This is a genomic window from Streptomyces glaucescens, from assembly GCF_000761215.1.
Classification (GTDB): Bacteria; Actinomycetota; Actinomycetes; order Streptomycetales; family Streptomycetaceae; genus Streptomyces; species Streptomyces glaucescens_B.
Map to the genome: position 1 here is coordinate 3,472,236 of NZ_CP009438.1, position 15,609 is coordinate 3,487,844.

Consider the following 15,609-nt stretch of genomic DNA (forward strand, 5'->3'; position numbering starts at 1 on the left):
CCTCCTCGCGCGGGGGCGGGTGTCAGTACGACTTCGGCAGACCCAGGGTCTGGTGGGAGACGTAGTTGAGAATCATCTCCCGGCTCACCGGGGCGATACGCGCCACGCGCGCGGCCGTGATGAGCGAGGCGAGGCCGAACTCGCGGGTGAGTCCGTTGCCGCCGAGGGTGTGCACGGCCTGATCGACGGCCCTGGCGCAGGCTTCCCCGGCGGCGTACTTGGCCATGTTGGCGGCCTCGCCCGCTCCGGCGTCGTCGCCCGCGTCGTACAGCGCGGCCGCCTTCTGCATCATCAGCCGGGCCAGTTCCAGGTCGATGTGCGCCTGCGCGAGGGGGTGGGCGATGGCCTGGTGGGCGCCGATGGGGGACGTCCAGACGGTGCGGTCGCGGGCGTACTCGACGGCCCTGGCGACCGCGTACCGGCCCATGCCGATCGCGAACGCGGCCGTCATGATCCGCTCCGGGTTGAGCCCGGCGAACAGCTGGAGCAGGCCCGCGTCGTCTCCCCCGCCCACCAGCGCCCCGGCGGGCAGCCGGACGTCGTCGAGGGTCAGCTCGAACTGCTTCTCCTGGGCGTCGAGTTCCATGTCGATCTTGCGGCGGCCGAAGCCGGGGGTGTCCCGGGGGACGATGAACAGGCAGGGCTTGAGGCGGCCCGTGCGGGCGTCCTCGGTGCGGCCGACGACGAGGGTGGCGTCGGCGATGTCGACGCCGGAGACGAAGACCTTGCGGCCGCTGAGGAGCCAGTCGGCGCCGTCGCGGCGGGCGGTGGTGGTGATGCGGTGGCTGTTGGAGCCCGCGTCGGGTTCGGTGATGCCGAAGGCCATGAGGCGGCTGCCGTCGGCGAGGCCGGGGAGCCAGGTCCGCCGTTGTTCCTCCGTGCCGAAGCGGGCGATCACGGTGCCGCAGATGGCCGGGGACACGATCAGCATGAGCAGGGGGCAGCCGGCCGCGCCCAGCTCCTCCAGGACGATGGAGAGTTCGGTGATGCCGCCGCCCCCGCCGCCGTACGCCTCCGGCAGGTTGACGCCGAGGTAGCCGAGCCCGCCCGCCTCGGACCAGAGTGCGCGGTGGTCGTGGCCGCGGCCGTGGCGGGTGCCGAGGGCGGCCACGGCGGCGCGCAGGGCTCGGTGTTCCTCGGATTCGATGTGGGTGGTCATCGGCGTCCTTCGGTCTGCGGGTGGTGGGTGGGCGGTCGCGCGCACGCAGCCGCGCGTCGGTACGGCCGCGCGCCGTCAGCCGGCCGCGGTGACCACGGCCAGGAGGGTGCCGACCTCGACCTGCTGTCCCGGGGACACGTGCAGGGCGTCCAGGGTGCCGGTCGCCGGGGCGGTGATCTGGTGCTGCATCTTCATCGCCTCCAGCCAGAGGAAGGGCTGTCCGGCCCGTACGGCGGTTCCCCCGGACAGTCCGTCGGCGATGCGGACGACCGTGCCGGGCATGGGGGCGAGGAGGGAGCCGGGGGCGTGCTGGGCGGCGGGGTCGGGGAAGCGGGGCAGGGCGCGCAGGGTCGTGCCGCCGACGTGGACGTCGTCGCCGTAGCGGGCCACCGGGTAGGTGCGCCGGACGCCGTCCGCCTCCAGGACGACCCGTCGCGCGTCGGCGTGCAGGACGCGGACGCCGTCGGCTTCCAGGCGGCCCGCGCGGGTGTGCCGGTAGCGGACCTCGTGCTCCTCGCCGGCCATCGCGTACCGCTTGGTCTGCGGCTGGGAGGGCAGGTTGCGCCAGCCGCCGAAGCGGGAGCGGCCGTGCGCGTCGGCGAGGGCGGCGGCGAGCGGGGCGTACGGGTCGGGGGCGGGCGCGGTCAGCTCCGCCAGGTGCCGGCCGTAGAAGCCGGTGTCCATGCGGCCGGAGGTGAACTCCTCGTGCCGCAGCGAGCGCACGAGGAGGTCGCGGTTGGTGACGGGGCCGTGGACGGCGGCCCGCTCCAGCGCGCCGGACAGCTTGCGGATCGCCTCCGCGCGGGTGGGCGCGTGGGCGACGGCCTTGGCGATCAGCGGGTCGTAGTGGACGCCGACCGGGTCGCCGTCGGTGTAGCCGGTGTCGAGGCGGACGGTGTCCGGGACGGCGAGGCGGTGCAGGGTGCCGGTCTGCGGGGCCCAGTGGTGCGCCGGGTCCTCGGCGTACAGGCGGGCCTCGACGGCGTGGCCCCGCGCGGGTGGCGGCTCGTCGTCCAGGGCGTGGCCCTCGGCGACGCGGATCTGGAGGGCGACCAGGTCGATGCCGAACACGGCCTCGGTGACGGGGTGTTCGACCTGGAGGCGGGTGTTCATCTCCAGGAAGTGCGCGCGGTCGCCCGTGACGAGGAACTCGACGGTTCCGGCGCCGCGGTAGCCGACCGCGCGGGCGGCGCGCACGGCGGTCTCGTGCAGCTCCTGGGTCAGTTCGGGGCTCAGGCCGGGTGCCGGGGCCTCCTCGACGACCTTCTGGTGGCGGCGCTGGAGGGAGCAGTCGCGGGTGCCGAGCGCCCACACGGTGCCGTGGGTGTCGGCGAGGAGCTGCACCTCGACGTGGCGTCCGTCCTCGACGTACGGCTCGACGAACACCTCGTCGTCGCCGAAGGCGGCCCGTGCCTCCGCGCGGGCGGCGGCCAGCTCCCGCTCCAGGTCGGTGAGGCGCCGCACGACGCGCATGCCGCGTCCGCCGCCGCCCGCCGCCGCCTTCACCAGCACGGGGAGGTCGGCTTCGGTGACCTCGCGCAGGGGGGTGAGGCCGAGCAGTTCCTTGGCGCGGGTCTTGGACGCCATGGCCTCGATGGCCTCCGGGGGCGGGCCGATCCAGACCAGTCCCGCGTCGAGGACCGCGCGGGCGAAGCCGGGGTTCTCGGAGAGGAAGCCGTAGCCGGGGTGCACGGCGTCGGCGCCGGCCGCGAGGGCGGCCCGCACGATCAGGTCGCCGCGCAGGTAGGTGTCGGCGGGGGCGGCCCCCGGCAGCCGTACGGCGGTGTCCGCCACGCGCGCGTGGAGGGCGTTGTCGTCGGCGTCGGAGTACACCGCGACCGTGCGGATGCCCAGCTCGCGGCAGGTGCGGAAGACCCGGCAGGCGATCTCGCCCCGGTTGGCGACGAGCACAGAAGTGATCACGGGGTTCCCTCACATCCGGAAGACGCCGAAGCCGCCGCGCACGCCCTCGTAGGGCGCGGTGTGGACGGCGGACAGGCACAGGCCGAGGACGGTGCGGGTGTCGCGCGGGTCGATGACGCCGTCGTCGTAGAGCCGCCCGGACAGGAACATCGGCAGCGACTCGGACTCGATCTGCTGCTCCACCATGGCGCGCAGGGCGGCGTCCGCCTCGTCGTCGTACGGCTGCCCCTTGGCGGCGGCGGACTGCCGGGCGACGATCGACAGGACGCCCGCGAGCTGCTGCGGGCCCATGACGGCCGACTTGGCGCTGGGCCAGGCGAACAGGAAGCGCGGGTCGTAGGCGCGTCCGCACATGCCGTAGTGCCCGGCGCCGTAGGAGGCGCCCATCAGCACGGACAGGTGCGGGACCCGCGAGTTGCTCACCGCGTTGATCATCATGGCGCCGTGCTTGACGATCCCGCCCTGCTCGTAGCGGCTGCCCACCATGTAGCCGGTGGTGTTGTGCAGGAACAGCAGCGGGATGTCGCGCTGGTTGGCGAGCTGGATGAACTGGGCGGCCTTCTGGGACTCCTCGCTGAACAGCACCCCTCGGGCGTTGGCGAGGATGCCGACGGGGTAGCCGTGCAGGCTCGCCCAGCCGGTGGCCAGGCTGGTGCCGTACAGCGGTTTGAACTCGTCGAAGCGGGAGCCGTCGACGAGCCGGGCGATCACCTCGCGCGGGTCGAAGGGGATCTTCAGGTCGCCGGGGACGATGCCCAGCAGCTCCTCCGGGTCGTACTCCGGCGGCTCGGCGGGCCCCGGGTCCGGGTACGCCTTGCGGTGGTTGAGCCGGGCGACGACCCGCCGGGCCTGCCGCAGGGCGTCGGGTTCGTCCACGGCGAAGTGGTCGGCGAGGCCGGACACGCGCGCGTGCATCCCGGCGCCGCCCAGCGACTCGTCGTCGCTCTCCTCCCCGGTGGCCATCTTCACCAGCGGCGGCCCGCCGAGGAACACCTTCGCGCGCTCCTTGACCATGATCACGTGGTCGGACATGCCGGGCACGTACGCGCCCCCGGCGGTCGAGTTGCCGAAGACGACCGCGATCGTGGGGATCCCGGCGGCGGACAGCCGTGTGAGGTCCCGGAAGACCGCCCCGCCGGGGATGAAGATCTCCTTCTGGGACGGCAGATCCGCCCCGCCCGACTCCACGAGGCTGACGCAGGGCAGCCGGTTGGCGAGCGCGATGTCGTTCGCGCGGAGGGCCTTCCTCAGCGACCACGGGTTGCTGGCGCCGCCGCGCACGGTCGGGTCGTTGGCGGTGATCAGGCACTCCACGCCTTCGACGACCCCGATGCCGGTGACCAGGGAGGCCCCCACGGCGTACTCGCTGCCCCACGCGGCCAGCGGGGACAGCTCCAGGAACGGCGTGTCCGGGTCGAGCAGCAGCTCGATGCGCTCGCGGGCGAGCAGCTTGCCGCGCCGCCGGTGCCGCTCGACGTACTTCTCGCCGCCGCCCGCGAGGGCCTTGGCGTGCTCGGCGTCGAGTGCGGCGAGCTTGGCGAGCATGGCCTCGCGGTTCGCCGCGTAGGCGGGGTCGCGGGTGTCCAGGGCGGACGGGAGAACCGTCACAGCAGGGCCTCCGGGATGTCCAGGTGGCGGGAGCGCAGCCATTCGCCGAGGGCCTTGCCCTGCGGGTCGAAGCGGTGCCGGGCGGCGACCCCGGCGCCGAGGATCCCCTCGACGACGAAGTTCAGGGCGCGCAGGTTCGGGAGGGTGTGGCGGACGACGGCGAGGCCGTCGGTCTCGGGCAGCAGCCGCCGGAAGGCGTCCACGGTCAGGGTGTGGGCCAGCCACCGCCAGCCCTCGTCCGTCCGCGCCCACACCCCGACGTTGGCGTCGCCGCCCTTGTCCCCGCTGCGGGCTCCCGCGACGAGACCGAGGGGCGCGCGGCGCACGGGACCGGGCGGCAGCGGCTCGGGGAGCGGCGGCTCGTCGAGCGGGCGCAGCGGGCGGCTGTCCCGGGGCGCGGCCACGGCGATCCGGCGCCCGTCGTGGAGGACGGCCACCTGCTCGACCTCACCCTGCGGGACGTACGCGGCCTCGAACACCCCGTAGGGCGTGCCCTTCCCGGGTGGCTCCGTCACGTGGAAGCCCGGACAACTGGCGAGGGCGAGTTCCACGGCGGCGGCGGTGAGCGGCCGTCCGACGACGGCCTGGTCCGGGTCGCGGACCACCAGCCGGAGCAGGGCGCTCGCGGTCTCCTCGGTGGCGGCGTCGGCCCGGTCGGTGCGGACGAGTTCCCAGCGGACCTCGGACGGCGGCGACTTGGCCAGCGCCTCGCCCATCTGCTGCCGCACCAGTGCCGCCTTGGCCTCGATGTCCAGCCCGGTCAGCACGAAGACGACCTCGTTGCGGAAGCCGCCCAGCCGGTTGACGCCGACCTTGAGCGCGGGCGGCGGGGCCTCCCCGCGCACCCCCTCGATCCGCACCCGGTCGGACCCGTCCCGATCGAGCCGTACGGTGTCCAGGCGGGCGGTGACGTCGGGGCCGGCATAGCGTCCGCCGGCCGTCTCGTACAGCAGTTGCGCCGTGACCGTGCCGACGTCGACGAACCCGCCGGTGCCGGGGTGCTTGGTGATCACCGCGCTGCCGTCGGCGCGGATCTCGGCCAGCGGGAACCCGGGCCGGCGGACGTCGCCGTCCCGGAAGAAGGCGTAGTTGCCGCCGGTCGCCTGCGTCCCGCACTCCAGCACGTGCCCGGCGACGACGGCCCCCGCGAGCCGGTCGTACTCCGTCGGCGCCCACCCGAAGTGGGCGGCGGCGGGCCCGGTGACGAGCGCGGCGTCCGTCACCCGGCCGGTGACGACGACGTCGGCCCCCTCCCGCAGGCAGGCGGCGACGCCGAAGCACCCGAGGTAGGCGTGGGCGGCGAGGCTGCCGGGGTGCGCGGCGGTGCGGTCGTCGCCCTCCACGTGGGCGACCCGGACGGGGATGCCGAGCCGGTCCGCGAGGGCGCGCACCGCGTCGGCGAGCCCGGCCGGGTTCAGCCCGCCCGCGTTGGTGACGATCCGCACGCCCCGCTCGTGGGCGAGACCGAGGGTGTCCTCCAGTTGCCGCAGGAAGGTCCGGGCGTACCCGGCGGCCGGGTCCTTCAGCCGGTCCCGGGCGAGGATCAGCATGGTCAGCTCGGCGAGGTAGTCGCCGGTGAGGACGTCCAGGTCACCACCGGTCAGCATCTCGCGCAGCGCGTCGAAGCGGTCGCCGTAGAAGCCGGAGGCGTTGCCGACGCGGAGCACGGTCACGGGGTGCCCTCCCCCTTCGCCGGGCGCCCCGCGCCGGGCGGGCCCGCGAAGGCCTGCGCGATGTCCAGCCAGCGGTCCGCGTCGGGGCCCGCGGCGCGCAGCGCGAGGTCGGCGCGGTTCGCCCGCTGGGTGACGAGCAGGCAGAAGTCGAGGGCCGGCCCGGTGACGCGCTGGGGCGCGCCCTCGGGGCCGTAGGCCCACCGCTCCCCGGCCGGGCCGGTCAGCTCGACGCGGAAGGGGGCGGCGGGGGCCGGCAGCCCGTGCACGGAGAACGCGAAGTCCCGGGTGCGGACCCCGAGGCGGGCGATGTGCCGGATGCGGTCGGTGGGGGCGCGGGTGACGCCGAGCGCGTCGGCGACGTCCAGTCCGTGGGCCCACGTCTCCATGAGCCGGGCGGTGGCCATGGACGCGGCGGACATCGGCGGCCCGTACCAGGGGAAGCGGGCACCGTCCGGGGCGGCGCGCAGCGCCCGGTCGAACGCGGTACGGCCGTCCCGCCAGCGCGCCAGCAGTTCGGCGGGCGGGAGCGCCGCTCCCTCCTCGGCGCCCTCGTCGACGAAGGAGTCCGGGGCGGCGAGCGCCTTCTCGACCAGCGCCCGGAAGCCCTCCGCGTCGGTCACGGCGAGCAGCGCGGAGCGGTCCGTCCAGGCGAGGTGGGCGATCTGGTGGGCGACGGTCCAGCCGGCGGCGGGGGTCGGAAGCGCCCAGCGGCCGGGTGTCAACCCGGCGACCAGGGCGTCGAGTTCGTCGCTCTCGGCGCGGAGGTCGTCGAAGACGGGCAGAGACGTCGGCGAGGGCGTCGGGTCGGCCATGGGGGGAGCATGGCAGCGGGCCAGGAAACAATCAAGCACGCTTGCATGGATTTGTTTTCCACAACGCCCCTGCGACGTGTGCGCGTGAGGCTACTCTCGGTGACGGGAGGTGGTCCGTGTGTACGTCCGCGAACTGGACCCCAGCGCCTCCGCGCTGGACTACTACGGGTACGAGCTGCGCCGGGCGCGGGAGGCGGCCGGGCTGACCCAGGCGCAGCTCGGCTCGATCGTCTTCTGCACGGGGTCCCTGATCGGGCAGATCGAGACAGCGGCGAAGGTTCCCCAGCGGGAGCTGTCCGAGCGGCTGGACGCGGCGCTGGGGACGGACGGGTTGTTCTCACGGCTGGTCGGTCTGGTGCTGCGGAGCCAACTTCCCGGCTGGTTCCGGCCGTTCGCCGACTTGGAAGCACGGGCCACCCACATCGCCACGTTCCAGTCACAGGTGGTGTACGGGCTGCTCCAGACTCCGGCCTATGCGAGGGCGGTGCTGGAAGCGGGGCTGACGGACGCACTCGATGAACAGGTCGCGGCCCGCATGGACCGCCAGCGTGTTCTGAAGCGGGACGACCCGCCGTTGATCTGGGTCGTACTGGACGAGGTGGTCCTGCACAGGCCATTCGGAGGCAGGGAAGTCATGCGGGAGCAACTCACCCACCTGCTGGACCTTCAAGATCGTCGACATGTACGCGTACAGGTGCTGCCCCTCGGCACAGGAAACCACCCCGCGACTGCTGGCTCGTTCACGGTCCTGCGCTTCGACCGCGACCCGGACATCAGCTACTCCGAAAACTACGATGCTGGGTATATGACCGCTAATCCCAGCGTCGTCAGGGACTGTTCGCATCGTTACGATCACCTACAGGCCGCAGCCCTCTCCATCGAGGGCTCGGCGGCGCTGATCGCCCGCGTACGGGAGGAACGCTATGCAGAGCAGCCGGAACTTGACGGGAGCGCGGTGGCGTAGGTCGTCGTACAGCGGCGGCACAGGCGGCGAATGCATCGAGTGCGCACCTCTCGGCAGCGCCACCTGGCGGAAGTCCTCCTACAGCGGTGACACCGGCGGTGACTGCGTGGAGGTCGCCGATCTCAGTGCCCACATAGCCGTCCGCGACTCCAAGGACCCCGCCGCCGGCGTGTTCACCGTCGCTCCGGGTGCCTTCGCGGCGTTCGTCGGCGCCGCCGCCGGGGACCTGCTCGGCTAGGGCCTGTCGTTCGGATCACCCCGGCGTCGCGGGCTGATCCGAACGAAAGGCCCTGGGTCACTCCAGCACCGTCTGCTTCCCCCGGCTCACCTGCGTCCGCACCGCGCCCATGCTCGCGGCGATGACCAGGGCGATGGCGAGGGCCTGGGTGGGGGCGAGGGCCTGGTCGAGGAGCAGGAAGCCGGCCGTCGCGGCGATGGCGGGCTCCAGGCTCATGAGGACGGCGAAGGTGGAGGCGGGCAGGCGGCGCAGGGCGAGGAGTTCGAGGGTGTAGGGGAGGACGGAGGAGAGGACGGCCACCGCCGCGCCGAGCCCCACGGTCACCGGATCGAGCAGTTTGCCGCCCGCTTCCGCGATGCCCAGCGGGAGGAACAGCACCGCGCCGACCGCCATCGCCAGGGCCAGTCCGTCGGCCTGGGGGAAGCGGCGGCCGGTGCGGGCGCTGAAGACGATGTACGCGGCCCACATCGCGCCCGCGCCGAGCGCGAACGCCGCGCCCACCGGGTCGAGGTCGCCGAAGCCCCCGCCGCCGAGGAGGAAGACCCCGGCGAGTGCGAGGCCCGCCCAGACCAGGTTGACCGCGCGGCGGGACGCGACGACCGACAGCGCGAGCGGACCCAGCACCTCCAGGGTCACGGCGGGACCCAGCGGGATGCGGTCGACGGCCTGGTAGAAGAGGCCGTTCATGCCGGCCATGGTGAGGCCGAAGACGACGACCGTGCCCCAGTCGGTGCGGGAGTGGCCGCGCAGGCGGGGGCGGCACACCAGCAGCAGGACCACCGCCGCCACCGCGAGCCGGAGGGCGACGACCCCCAGCGCGCCCGCCCTCGGCATCAGCATCACGGCCAGGGCGCCGCCGAACTGCACCGAGACGCCGCCCGCGAACACCAGCCCCACGGGTCCGAGCGAGCCGAGGCGGCGCGGGGCGCCAGGGGGTGCGGCGGTCGGGGAGGCTACGGCTGCGGTCGTGGCGGTGTCCGGGGTGGTCACGGGCGGTCCAGGGGGCTCGATTCGGTGACGTTCGTTCATCTCGCTGTACTCAGAAGTCCAGGGTAGTGGACTGAAACAGGTGTGTGAAGTGCTGACGCCTCTGACATCGCCCCCGTCGCCGATCACCACGGCCGACGCCGCCGCCCGCCTCCGTCGGCCGCCGTCCGCCGGATCGTCGACGCGTGCGCGCGCCACGGCATCGGCCCGGCACCGCCCCCCGGGAGCAGCGGCGCGGGCCCGTGTCACCGCGTGCGGCCGGAGTCTCGCCATCCTTCCCCCGGGGCGGGCCGCGCGTCCGTGCCGTCCGCCAGGGCCTGCGCCAGCACCTCCGCCAGGTGCCGTCCCCGCACCCCGCCGAGCTGCTCAAGCTGGGTGCGGCAGGAGAAGCCGTCCGCGAGGATCACCGCCCCTTCGGGGGCTTCCCGGACCGCGGGCAGCAGCTGTTCCTCCGCGCAGGCGGCCGAGACCGCGTAGTGGCCGCGTTCGAAGCCGAAGTTGCCCGCGAGGCCGCAGCAGCCGCCGGACAGTTCGCCGGTGAGGCCGGCGGCGGCGCGCAGCCGGCGGTCGGCGGCGTCACCGAGGACCGCGTGCTGGTGGCAGTGGGTCTGGCCGGCGGCCGGGCGGTCGAGGCGGGGCGGGATCCAGCCGGGGGCGAGGCGGTCCAGGCCCTCGGCGAAGGTGAGGACACGGGAGGCGAGGCGCCGCGCGCGCGGGTCGTCGCCCAGCAGCTCGGGCAGGTCGGTGCGCAGGGCCGCCGCACAGCTCGGTTCCAGCACGACCACCGGGGTGCCGGACTCCAGCACGGGCGCCATGAGGTCCAGCGTCCGGCGCATGACGGCGCGGGCGCGGTCGAGCTGGCCCGTGGAGACGTACGTCAGGCCGCAGCAGACCCGCGGCCGGCGGCCCGGCGGCAGCGTCACGCGCAGGCCCGCCGCCTCCAGCACCCGGACCGCCGCGCGGCCCACCGAGGGCGTCAGGTGCTCGGTGAAGGTGTCCGGCCACAGCACCACCTCCGGGCCCCGCGCCCCCGCGGCCGGCCGCCGCGCCCGCCACCACCGGCTGAACGTGCGTGGCGCCAGCCGCGGGATCTCCCGCTCCGCCGCGATCCCGCCCAGCCGCTTCCCCAGCCGGGCCAGCGGAGGGACCGCGGCCAGCGCGTTGACCAGCGGGGCCGTACGCGTACGGTCCACCGCGCGCAGCCACTCCGGGAGCCGGCCCATGCTGTGGTGGGCGGCGGGGCGGCGGCGCCCGGCGTAGTGGTGGTGCAGGAACTCCGCCTTGTAGGTGGCCATGTCGACGCCGACCGGGCAGTCCGAGCGGCAGCCCTTGCAGGACAGGCACAGGTCGAGCGCGTCGCGGACCTCCGTGGAGCGCCAGCCGCCGGTGATCACCTCGCCCGCGAGCATCTCGTGCAGCAGCCGGGCCCGCCCGCGCGTGGAGTGCTCCTCCTCGCCGGTCGCCCGGAAGGAGGGGCACATGACGGCCGGGCCGCCCACCGTCGCCGTACGGCACTTCGCCACGCCCACGCACCGGCGGACCGCCGCCGCGAAGTCACCGCCGTCGGCCGGGTAGCCGAAGGCCACGTCGACCGGGCGGCGGGGCAGGGGGGCGAAGCGGAGGTTGGCGTCGAGGGGGTGCGGGCGGACCAGCATCCCGGGGTTGAGCAGGTCGTCCGGGTCCCAGACGGCCTTCGCGCGCTCGAAGAGGGCCACCGTCCCCGCGCCGTACATCCTCGGCAGCAGTTCGGCCCGCGCCTGCCCGTCGCCGTGCTCCCCGGACAGCGATCCCCCGTGCGCGACCACGAGGCCGGCCAGCTCCTCGGAGAAGGCACGGAAGCGGGCCACGCCCTTCCCGGTCAGCAGGTCGAAGTCGATGCGGACGTGGATGCAGCCGTCACCGAAGTGCCCGTACGGCGTGCCGCGCAGGCCGTGGGCGGTCAGCAGCGCCCGGAAGTCGCGCAGGTACGCGCCGAGCCGGGCGGGCGGGACCGCGCAGTCCTCCCAGCCGGGCCATGCCTCGGTGCCGTCGGGCATCCGGGTCGCCGTGCCGCTCGCGTCCTCCCGGATGCGCCACAGCGCCCGCTGTCCGCCCGGGTCGGTCACCACCAGGGCGTCGACGACGTCGGCGGCCCGCCGGACCGCCTCCGCACGCGCGCGTGCCTCCGCCTCCGACTCGCCGCCGGCCTCGACGAACAGCCAGGCCCCGCCCCGCGGCAGCGCGGCCGGGGACGGCACCAGGTCGGCGGCCATGCCCTCGACGGTCAGCGGCCGGTACGGCAGCAGGCCCGCCGCCGCCTCCGCGGCCGCGCTCTCGTCGGCGTACCCCAGCACCGCCAGGGCCCGCGCCCGCGGCGACTCCACCAGCCGCACCACCGCCTCCGTCAGCACCCCGAGGGTGCCCTCGGAGCCGCAGAAGGAGCGGGCCACGTCGGCGCCGTTCTCGGGCAGCAGCGCGTCCAGGGCGTAGCCGGAGATGCGGCGCGGCAGCTCCGGGAAGCCGGTCCGCAGCCGGGCCAGCTCGCCCTCCACCAGGGCGCGCAGCCCGTCCGGCGCCCCGGCCCAGCCCGGCCCGAGCCGCAGCCGCCGCCCCCGCGCGGTGACCACCGCCAGCTCGCGCACGTTGTCCGCGGTCGTCCCCCAGGCGACCGAGTGGGAGCCGCAGGAGTTGTTGCCGATCATTCCGCCCAGGGTGCAGCGGCTGTGCGTGGACGGGTCGGGCCCGAAGCGCAGTCCGTGCGGCGCGGCGGCCTCCTGGAGCCGGTCGAGGACGAGTCCCGGCTGGACGACGGCCGTGCGCGCGCCGGGGTCCAGGGCCAGCACCCGGTTCATGTGCCGGGTGAAGTCGAGCACCACCCCGGTCCCCGTGGCCTGCCCCGCGATCGACGTGCCGCCGCCGCGGGCCACCACCGGCACCCCGCGCTCCCGGCACACGCCCAGCGCCGCCACGACGTCGTCGGCGTCCCGGGGCGCGACGACGCCCAGCGGGACGCGCCGGTAGTTGGACGCGTCCATGGTCGTGAGCGCCCGCGCCGTGGTGTCGAAGCGCACCTCGCCCCGCACGGCGGCCCGCAGTTCGGCTTCGAGATCCGTCATGCCTCCAGCATGCATCCGGCCACCGACAGTGACGGCCGGGCGGTCCGCTCGTAGATCAGCACAGGTCCACGGGGCGGAGATCTCGTCTCATCCGACGGACACGTCTCCGCGGGGTTTCGGCGACCGGATACGCTCCGTCTCGTGGCTGAGATCCAGATTCCTGCTGACATCAAGCCCGCGGACGGTCGATTCGGCGCGGGTCCCTCCAAGGTGCGGGTGGAGGCGCTGGACGCCCTGGCCGCCACCGGTACGTCCCTGCTCGGCACCTCCCACCGCCAGGCCCCGGTCAAGAACCTGGTCGGCCAGGTGCGCGAGGGCATCTCCGAGCTGTTCCAGCTGCCCGACGGCTACGAGGTGGTCCTCGGCAACGGCGGCTCCACCGCGTTCTGGGACATCGCGACCCACGGCCTGATCGAGAACAAGTCGCAGCACCTCACCTTCGGCGAGTTCAGCTCGAAGTTCGCCAAGGCCGCGAAGCTGGCCCCCTGGCTGGCCGAGCCGACGGTGATCGCGAGCGACCCCGGCACGCACCCCGAGCCGCGGGCCGAGGCGGGCGCCGACGTCTACGCGTTCACCCACAACGAGACCTCGACCGGTGTCGCCATGCCGGTCAAGCGGGTGGAGGGCGCCGACGAGGGCGCGCTCGTCCTGGTCGACGCCACCTCCGGCGCGGGCGGCCTCCCGGTCGACATCGCCGAGACGGACGTCTACTACTTCGCCCCGCAGAAGTCCTTCGCCTCCGACGGCGGCCTGTGGATCGGCGTGTTCTCCCCGGCGGCGATCGAGCGCGCCGAGCGGATCCACGCCTCCGGCCGCCACATCCCGGAGTTCTTCTCGCTGCCGACGGCGATCGACAACTCCCGCAAGAACCAGACGTACAACACCCCGGCCCTGTCGACGCTGTTCCTGCTGAACCAGCAGCTTGAGTGGATCAACGGCCAGGGCGGCCTGGACTGGGCGGTGCGCCGCACGGCCACCTCCGCGCGGACGCTGTACGGCTGGGCCGAGGACGTCAAGTTCGCCAGCCCGTTCGTCGCCGACCCGGCCAAGCGCTCGGCCGTCATCGGCACGATCGACTTCACCGACGAGGTGGACGCCGCCGCGGTCGCCAAGGTGCTGCGCGCCAACGGCATCGTCGACACCGAGCCGTACCGCAAGCTGGGCCGCAACCAGCTCCGCGTGGCGATGTTCCCGGCGATCGAGCCGTCGGACGTCGAGGCGCTGACCCAGTGCATCGACTACGTCATCGACAAGCTCTGACCCACCCGCGGGACGATCGACCCGGCCGAGGGGCGCCCGGTGCCGACCGGGCGCCCCTCGTCGTGTCCGGCCCGTCCGCCCCGTGCCTCAGCGGCTGAGCCGCTGGAACCGGCGTACCGCCAGCGGCAGGAAGACCGCCGTGAGGACCAGCGGCCAGAGCGCGGACATCAGCAGCGCGTGCTGTTCCACCCAGGAGTCGCCGTGGCCGGCCGGGGTGCCGAACAGGTCGCGGGCGGCGGCGGCCGTCGAGGAGATCGGGTTCCAGGCGGCGACCCAGCCGAGCCAGTCGGGCATCAGCTGCGGGGCCACGAAGATGCTGGAGATCATCGTCAGCGGGAAGGCGACCGCGAACAGGCCGCCCGCCGCCTCCGGGTTGGGCACGATCAGCCCGAGCCAGACACCCACCCAGATCAGGGCGAACCGCAGCCACAGCAGCAGGCCGAACGCGCCGGCGAAGGCCCAGCCGCCGTCCGGGCGCCAGCCCATCGCGAGGGCGGTCAGCATCATGATGGCCAGCTCGGCGCAGGCCACCAGCAGGTCGGTGACGCCCCGGCCCGCCACCACCGCCGACGACGACATCGGCATCGAGCGGAAGCGGTCGATGACGCCCTTCGTCGAGTCGTGGACCACCACCGTCGCGGTGTTGATGAAGCCGAACGCCATCGTCATGACGAACATGCCCGGCATCAGGAAGTCCTTGTAGTCCCCGCCGCCGGGCACCTGCATGGCGCTGCCGAAGACGTAGCCGTACAGGAGGACCGACAGGATCGGGAAGCCGAGCTGCCAGGCGATGTTGACCGGCTGGCGCTGGTAGTGGGTCAGGCCCCGGCGGACGATGTTCCAGCAGTCGGCCAGCAGCCAGTACACGCGTCCGCGCGCGGGTGCCTCGGTGAGCTGCGCAGTGGTCATGCCGCGGTCTCCTCGTCCTGCTTGGCGCGGTGTCCGGTCAGGCGCAGGAACACGTCGTCGAGGCTGGGCCTGCGCAGCCCGATGTCCTCGACCTTCACGCCCTCGTCCTGGAGGGTGCGGGCGACGTCCGTGAGGGCCGCCACCCGGTCGGTGACCGGCGCGTGCACGCGCAGCTCGGTGTCGTCGGACTCGGGTTCGCCGTCCGAGACCCGGGCGATCGCCTTCGCCACGCGCGGCAGGTCCGCCCGGTCGGCGGCCACCACCTCGATACGGTCGCCGCCGACCCGGTCCTTCAGCCCGTCCGGGGTGTCGTCGGCGATGGCGCGGCCCTGGTCGATGACCGTGATGCGGGAGGCCAGCTTGTCGGCCTCCTCCAGGTACTGGGTGGTCAGCAGGACCGTGGTGCCGCCCGCCACCAGGGCCCGCACCGACTCCCAGACCTCGCCCCGGCTGCGCGGGTCGAGTCCCGTGGTCGGCTCGTCCAGGAACAGCACGGCCGGGGCGAGGATCATCGACGCGGCCAGGTCCAGGCGGCGGCGCATGCCGCCGCTGTAGCCGCTCACGCCCTTGTCGGCCGCCGCGGTCAGGTCGAACCGCTCCAGCAGTTCGGCCGCCCGCTGCCGGGCCCGTCGGCCGCCGAGGTGGAAGAGGCGGCCGAACATCTCCAGGTTCTGGCGGCCGGTCAGCACCTCGTCCACGGCCGCGTACTGGCCGGTGAGGCCGATCCGGGCGCGCACCTCGCGGGGCCGGCGGGCCACGTCGAGCCCGGCCACCTCGGCCCGTCCGCCGTCCAGCCGGATCAGCGTGGACAGGATGCGCACGGCGGTGGTCTTGCCGGCCCCGTTCGGACCGAGCAGGCCGTGCACGGTGCCCTCGCGGACGGCCAGGTCGAAGCCGTCCAGGGCGCGTTTCTCGCCGTACCGCTTCTCCAGGCCCTCGGCGTGTACCGCGTAACCGTCCATCGCTCTCTTCCTCCCCTTG

12 protein-coding genes are annotated in these 15,609 nt (G+C 74.2%); 3 read left to right on the top strand and 9 right to left on the bottom strand.

All coding sequences use genetic code 11. The features are described 5' to 3' along the window. Window positions 1-22: 22 nt before the first annotated feature. The 5 genes from SGLAU_RS14925 to SGLAU_RS14945 form a co-directional block, all read right to left on the bottom strand. Complete coding sequence (locus SGLAU_RS14925; RefSeq protein WP_043501845.1) at window positions 23-1,159, bottom strand: acyl-CoA dehydrogenase family protein; 1,137 nt, start codon at window positions 1,157-1,159, stop codon at window positions 23-25. A gap of 75 nt (window positions 1,160-1,234) precedes the next feature. Further along, a complete protein-coding gene (locus tag SGLAU_RS14930) occupies window positions 1,235-3,082 on the bottom strand; it encodes an acetyl/propionyl/methylcrotonyl-CoA carboxylase subunit alpha (RefSeq protein ID WP_043501847.1) in 1,848 nt (615 codons plus the stop codon). Between the two features lie 9 nt (window positions 3,083-3,091). Beyond that, window positions 3,092-4,690, bottom strand: a complete 1,599-nt coding sequence (locus SGLAU_RS14935; protein WP_043501848.1) for an acyl-CoA carboxylase subunit beta — start codon at window positions 4,688-4,690, stop codon at window positions 3,092-3,094. After that, window positions 4,687-6,363: an acyclic terpene utilization AtuA family protein gene (locus SGLAU_RS14940; protein WP_043501850.1), complete on the bottom strand. Its 1,677-nt coding sequence runs from the start codon at window positions 6,361-6,363 to the stop codon at window positions 4,687-4,689. Before SGLAU_RS14940 ends, SGLAU_RS14935 begins: the two co-directional genes overlap by 4 nt. Further along, window positions 6,360-7,175 carry a TIGR03084 family metal-binding protein gene (locus SGLAU_RS14945; protein WP_043501852.1) on the bottom strand — a complete coding sequence of 272 codons (816 nt, stop codon included), beginning with the start codon at window positions 7,173-7,175 and terminating at the stop codon, window positions 6,360-6,362. Before SGLAU_RS14945 ends, SGLAU_RS14940 begins: the two co-directional genes overlap by 4 nt. A gap of 118 nt (window positions 7,176-7,293) precedes the next feature. Here SGLAU_RS14945 and SGLAU_RS14950 point away from each other — a divergent pair, with 118 nt between their 5' ends. Further along, window positions 7,294-8,139, top strand: coding sequence for a helix-turn-helix domain-containing protein (locus SGLAU_RS14950; RefSeq protein ID WP_043501854.1), 846 nt, complete (start codon window positions 7,294-7,296; stop codon window positions 8,137-8,139). Next, window positions 8,099-8,377 (top strand): DUF397 domain-containing protein, encoded by a 279-nt coding sequence (locus tag SGLAU_RS14955; RefSeq protein ID WP_043501857.1) that lies wholly within the window; start codon window positions 8,099-8,101, stop codon window positions 8,375-8,377. Before SGLAU_RS14950 ends, SGLAU_RS14955 begins: the two co-directional genes overlap by 41 nt. A 57-nt stretch (window positions 8,378-8,434) precedes the next feature. On the opposite strand, the gene SGLAU_RS14960 is transcribed toward SGLAU_RS14955, so the two are convergent. Continuing rightward, on the bottom strand, window positions 8,435-9,367 hold the full coding sequence (locus tag SGLAU_RS14960; RefSeq protein WP_043501859.1) for an EamA family transporter: 933 nt from the start codon (window positions 9,365-9,367) through the stop codon (window positions 8,435-8,437). Between the two features lie 242 nt (window positions 9,368-9,609). Further along, complete coding sequence (locus SGLAU_RS14965) at window positions 9,610-12,459, bottom strand: FAD-binding and (Fe-S)-binding domain-containing protein (RefSeq protein WP_043501861.1); 2,850 nt, start codon at window positions 12,457-12,459, stop codon at window positions 9,610-9,612. Between the two features lie 141 nt (window positions 12,460-12,600). Between SGLAU_RS14965 and serC the strand changes: the two genes are divergently transcribed. Further along, window positions 12,601-13,719, top strand: coding sequence for a phosphoserine transaminase (serC, locus tag SGLAU_RS14970; RefSeq protein ID WP_043501862.1), 1,119 nt, complete (start codon window positions 12,601-12,603; stop codon window positions 13,717-13,719). 87 nt (window positions 13,720-13,806) lie between these two features. On the opposite strand, the gene SGLAU_RS14975 is transcribed toward serC, so the two are convergent. After that, complete coding sequence (locus SGLAU_RS14975) at window positions 13,807-14,628, bottom strand: ABC transporter permease (protein WP_043501863.1); 822 nt, start codon at window positions 14,626-14,628, stop codon at window positions 13,807-13,809. Beyond that, a complete protein-coding gene (locus tag SGLAU_RS14980) occupies window positions 14,625-15,590 on the bottom strand; it encodes a daunorubicin resistance protein DrrA family ABC transporter ATP-binding protein (protein ID WP_043501865.1) in 966 nt (321 codons plus the stop codon). Before SGLAU_RS14980 ends, SGLAU_RS14975 begins: the two co-directional genes overlap by 4 nt. Window positions 15,591-15,609: the final 19 nt, after the last annotated feature.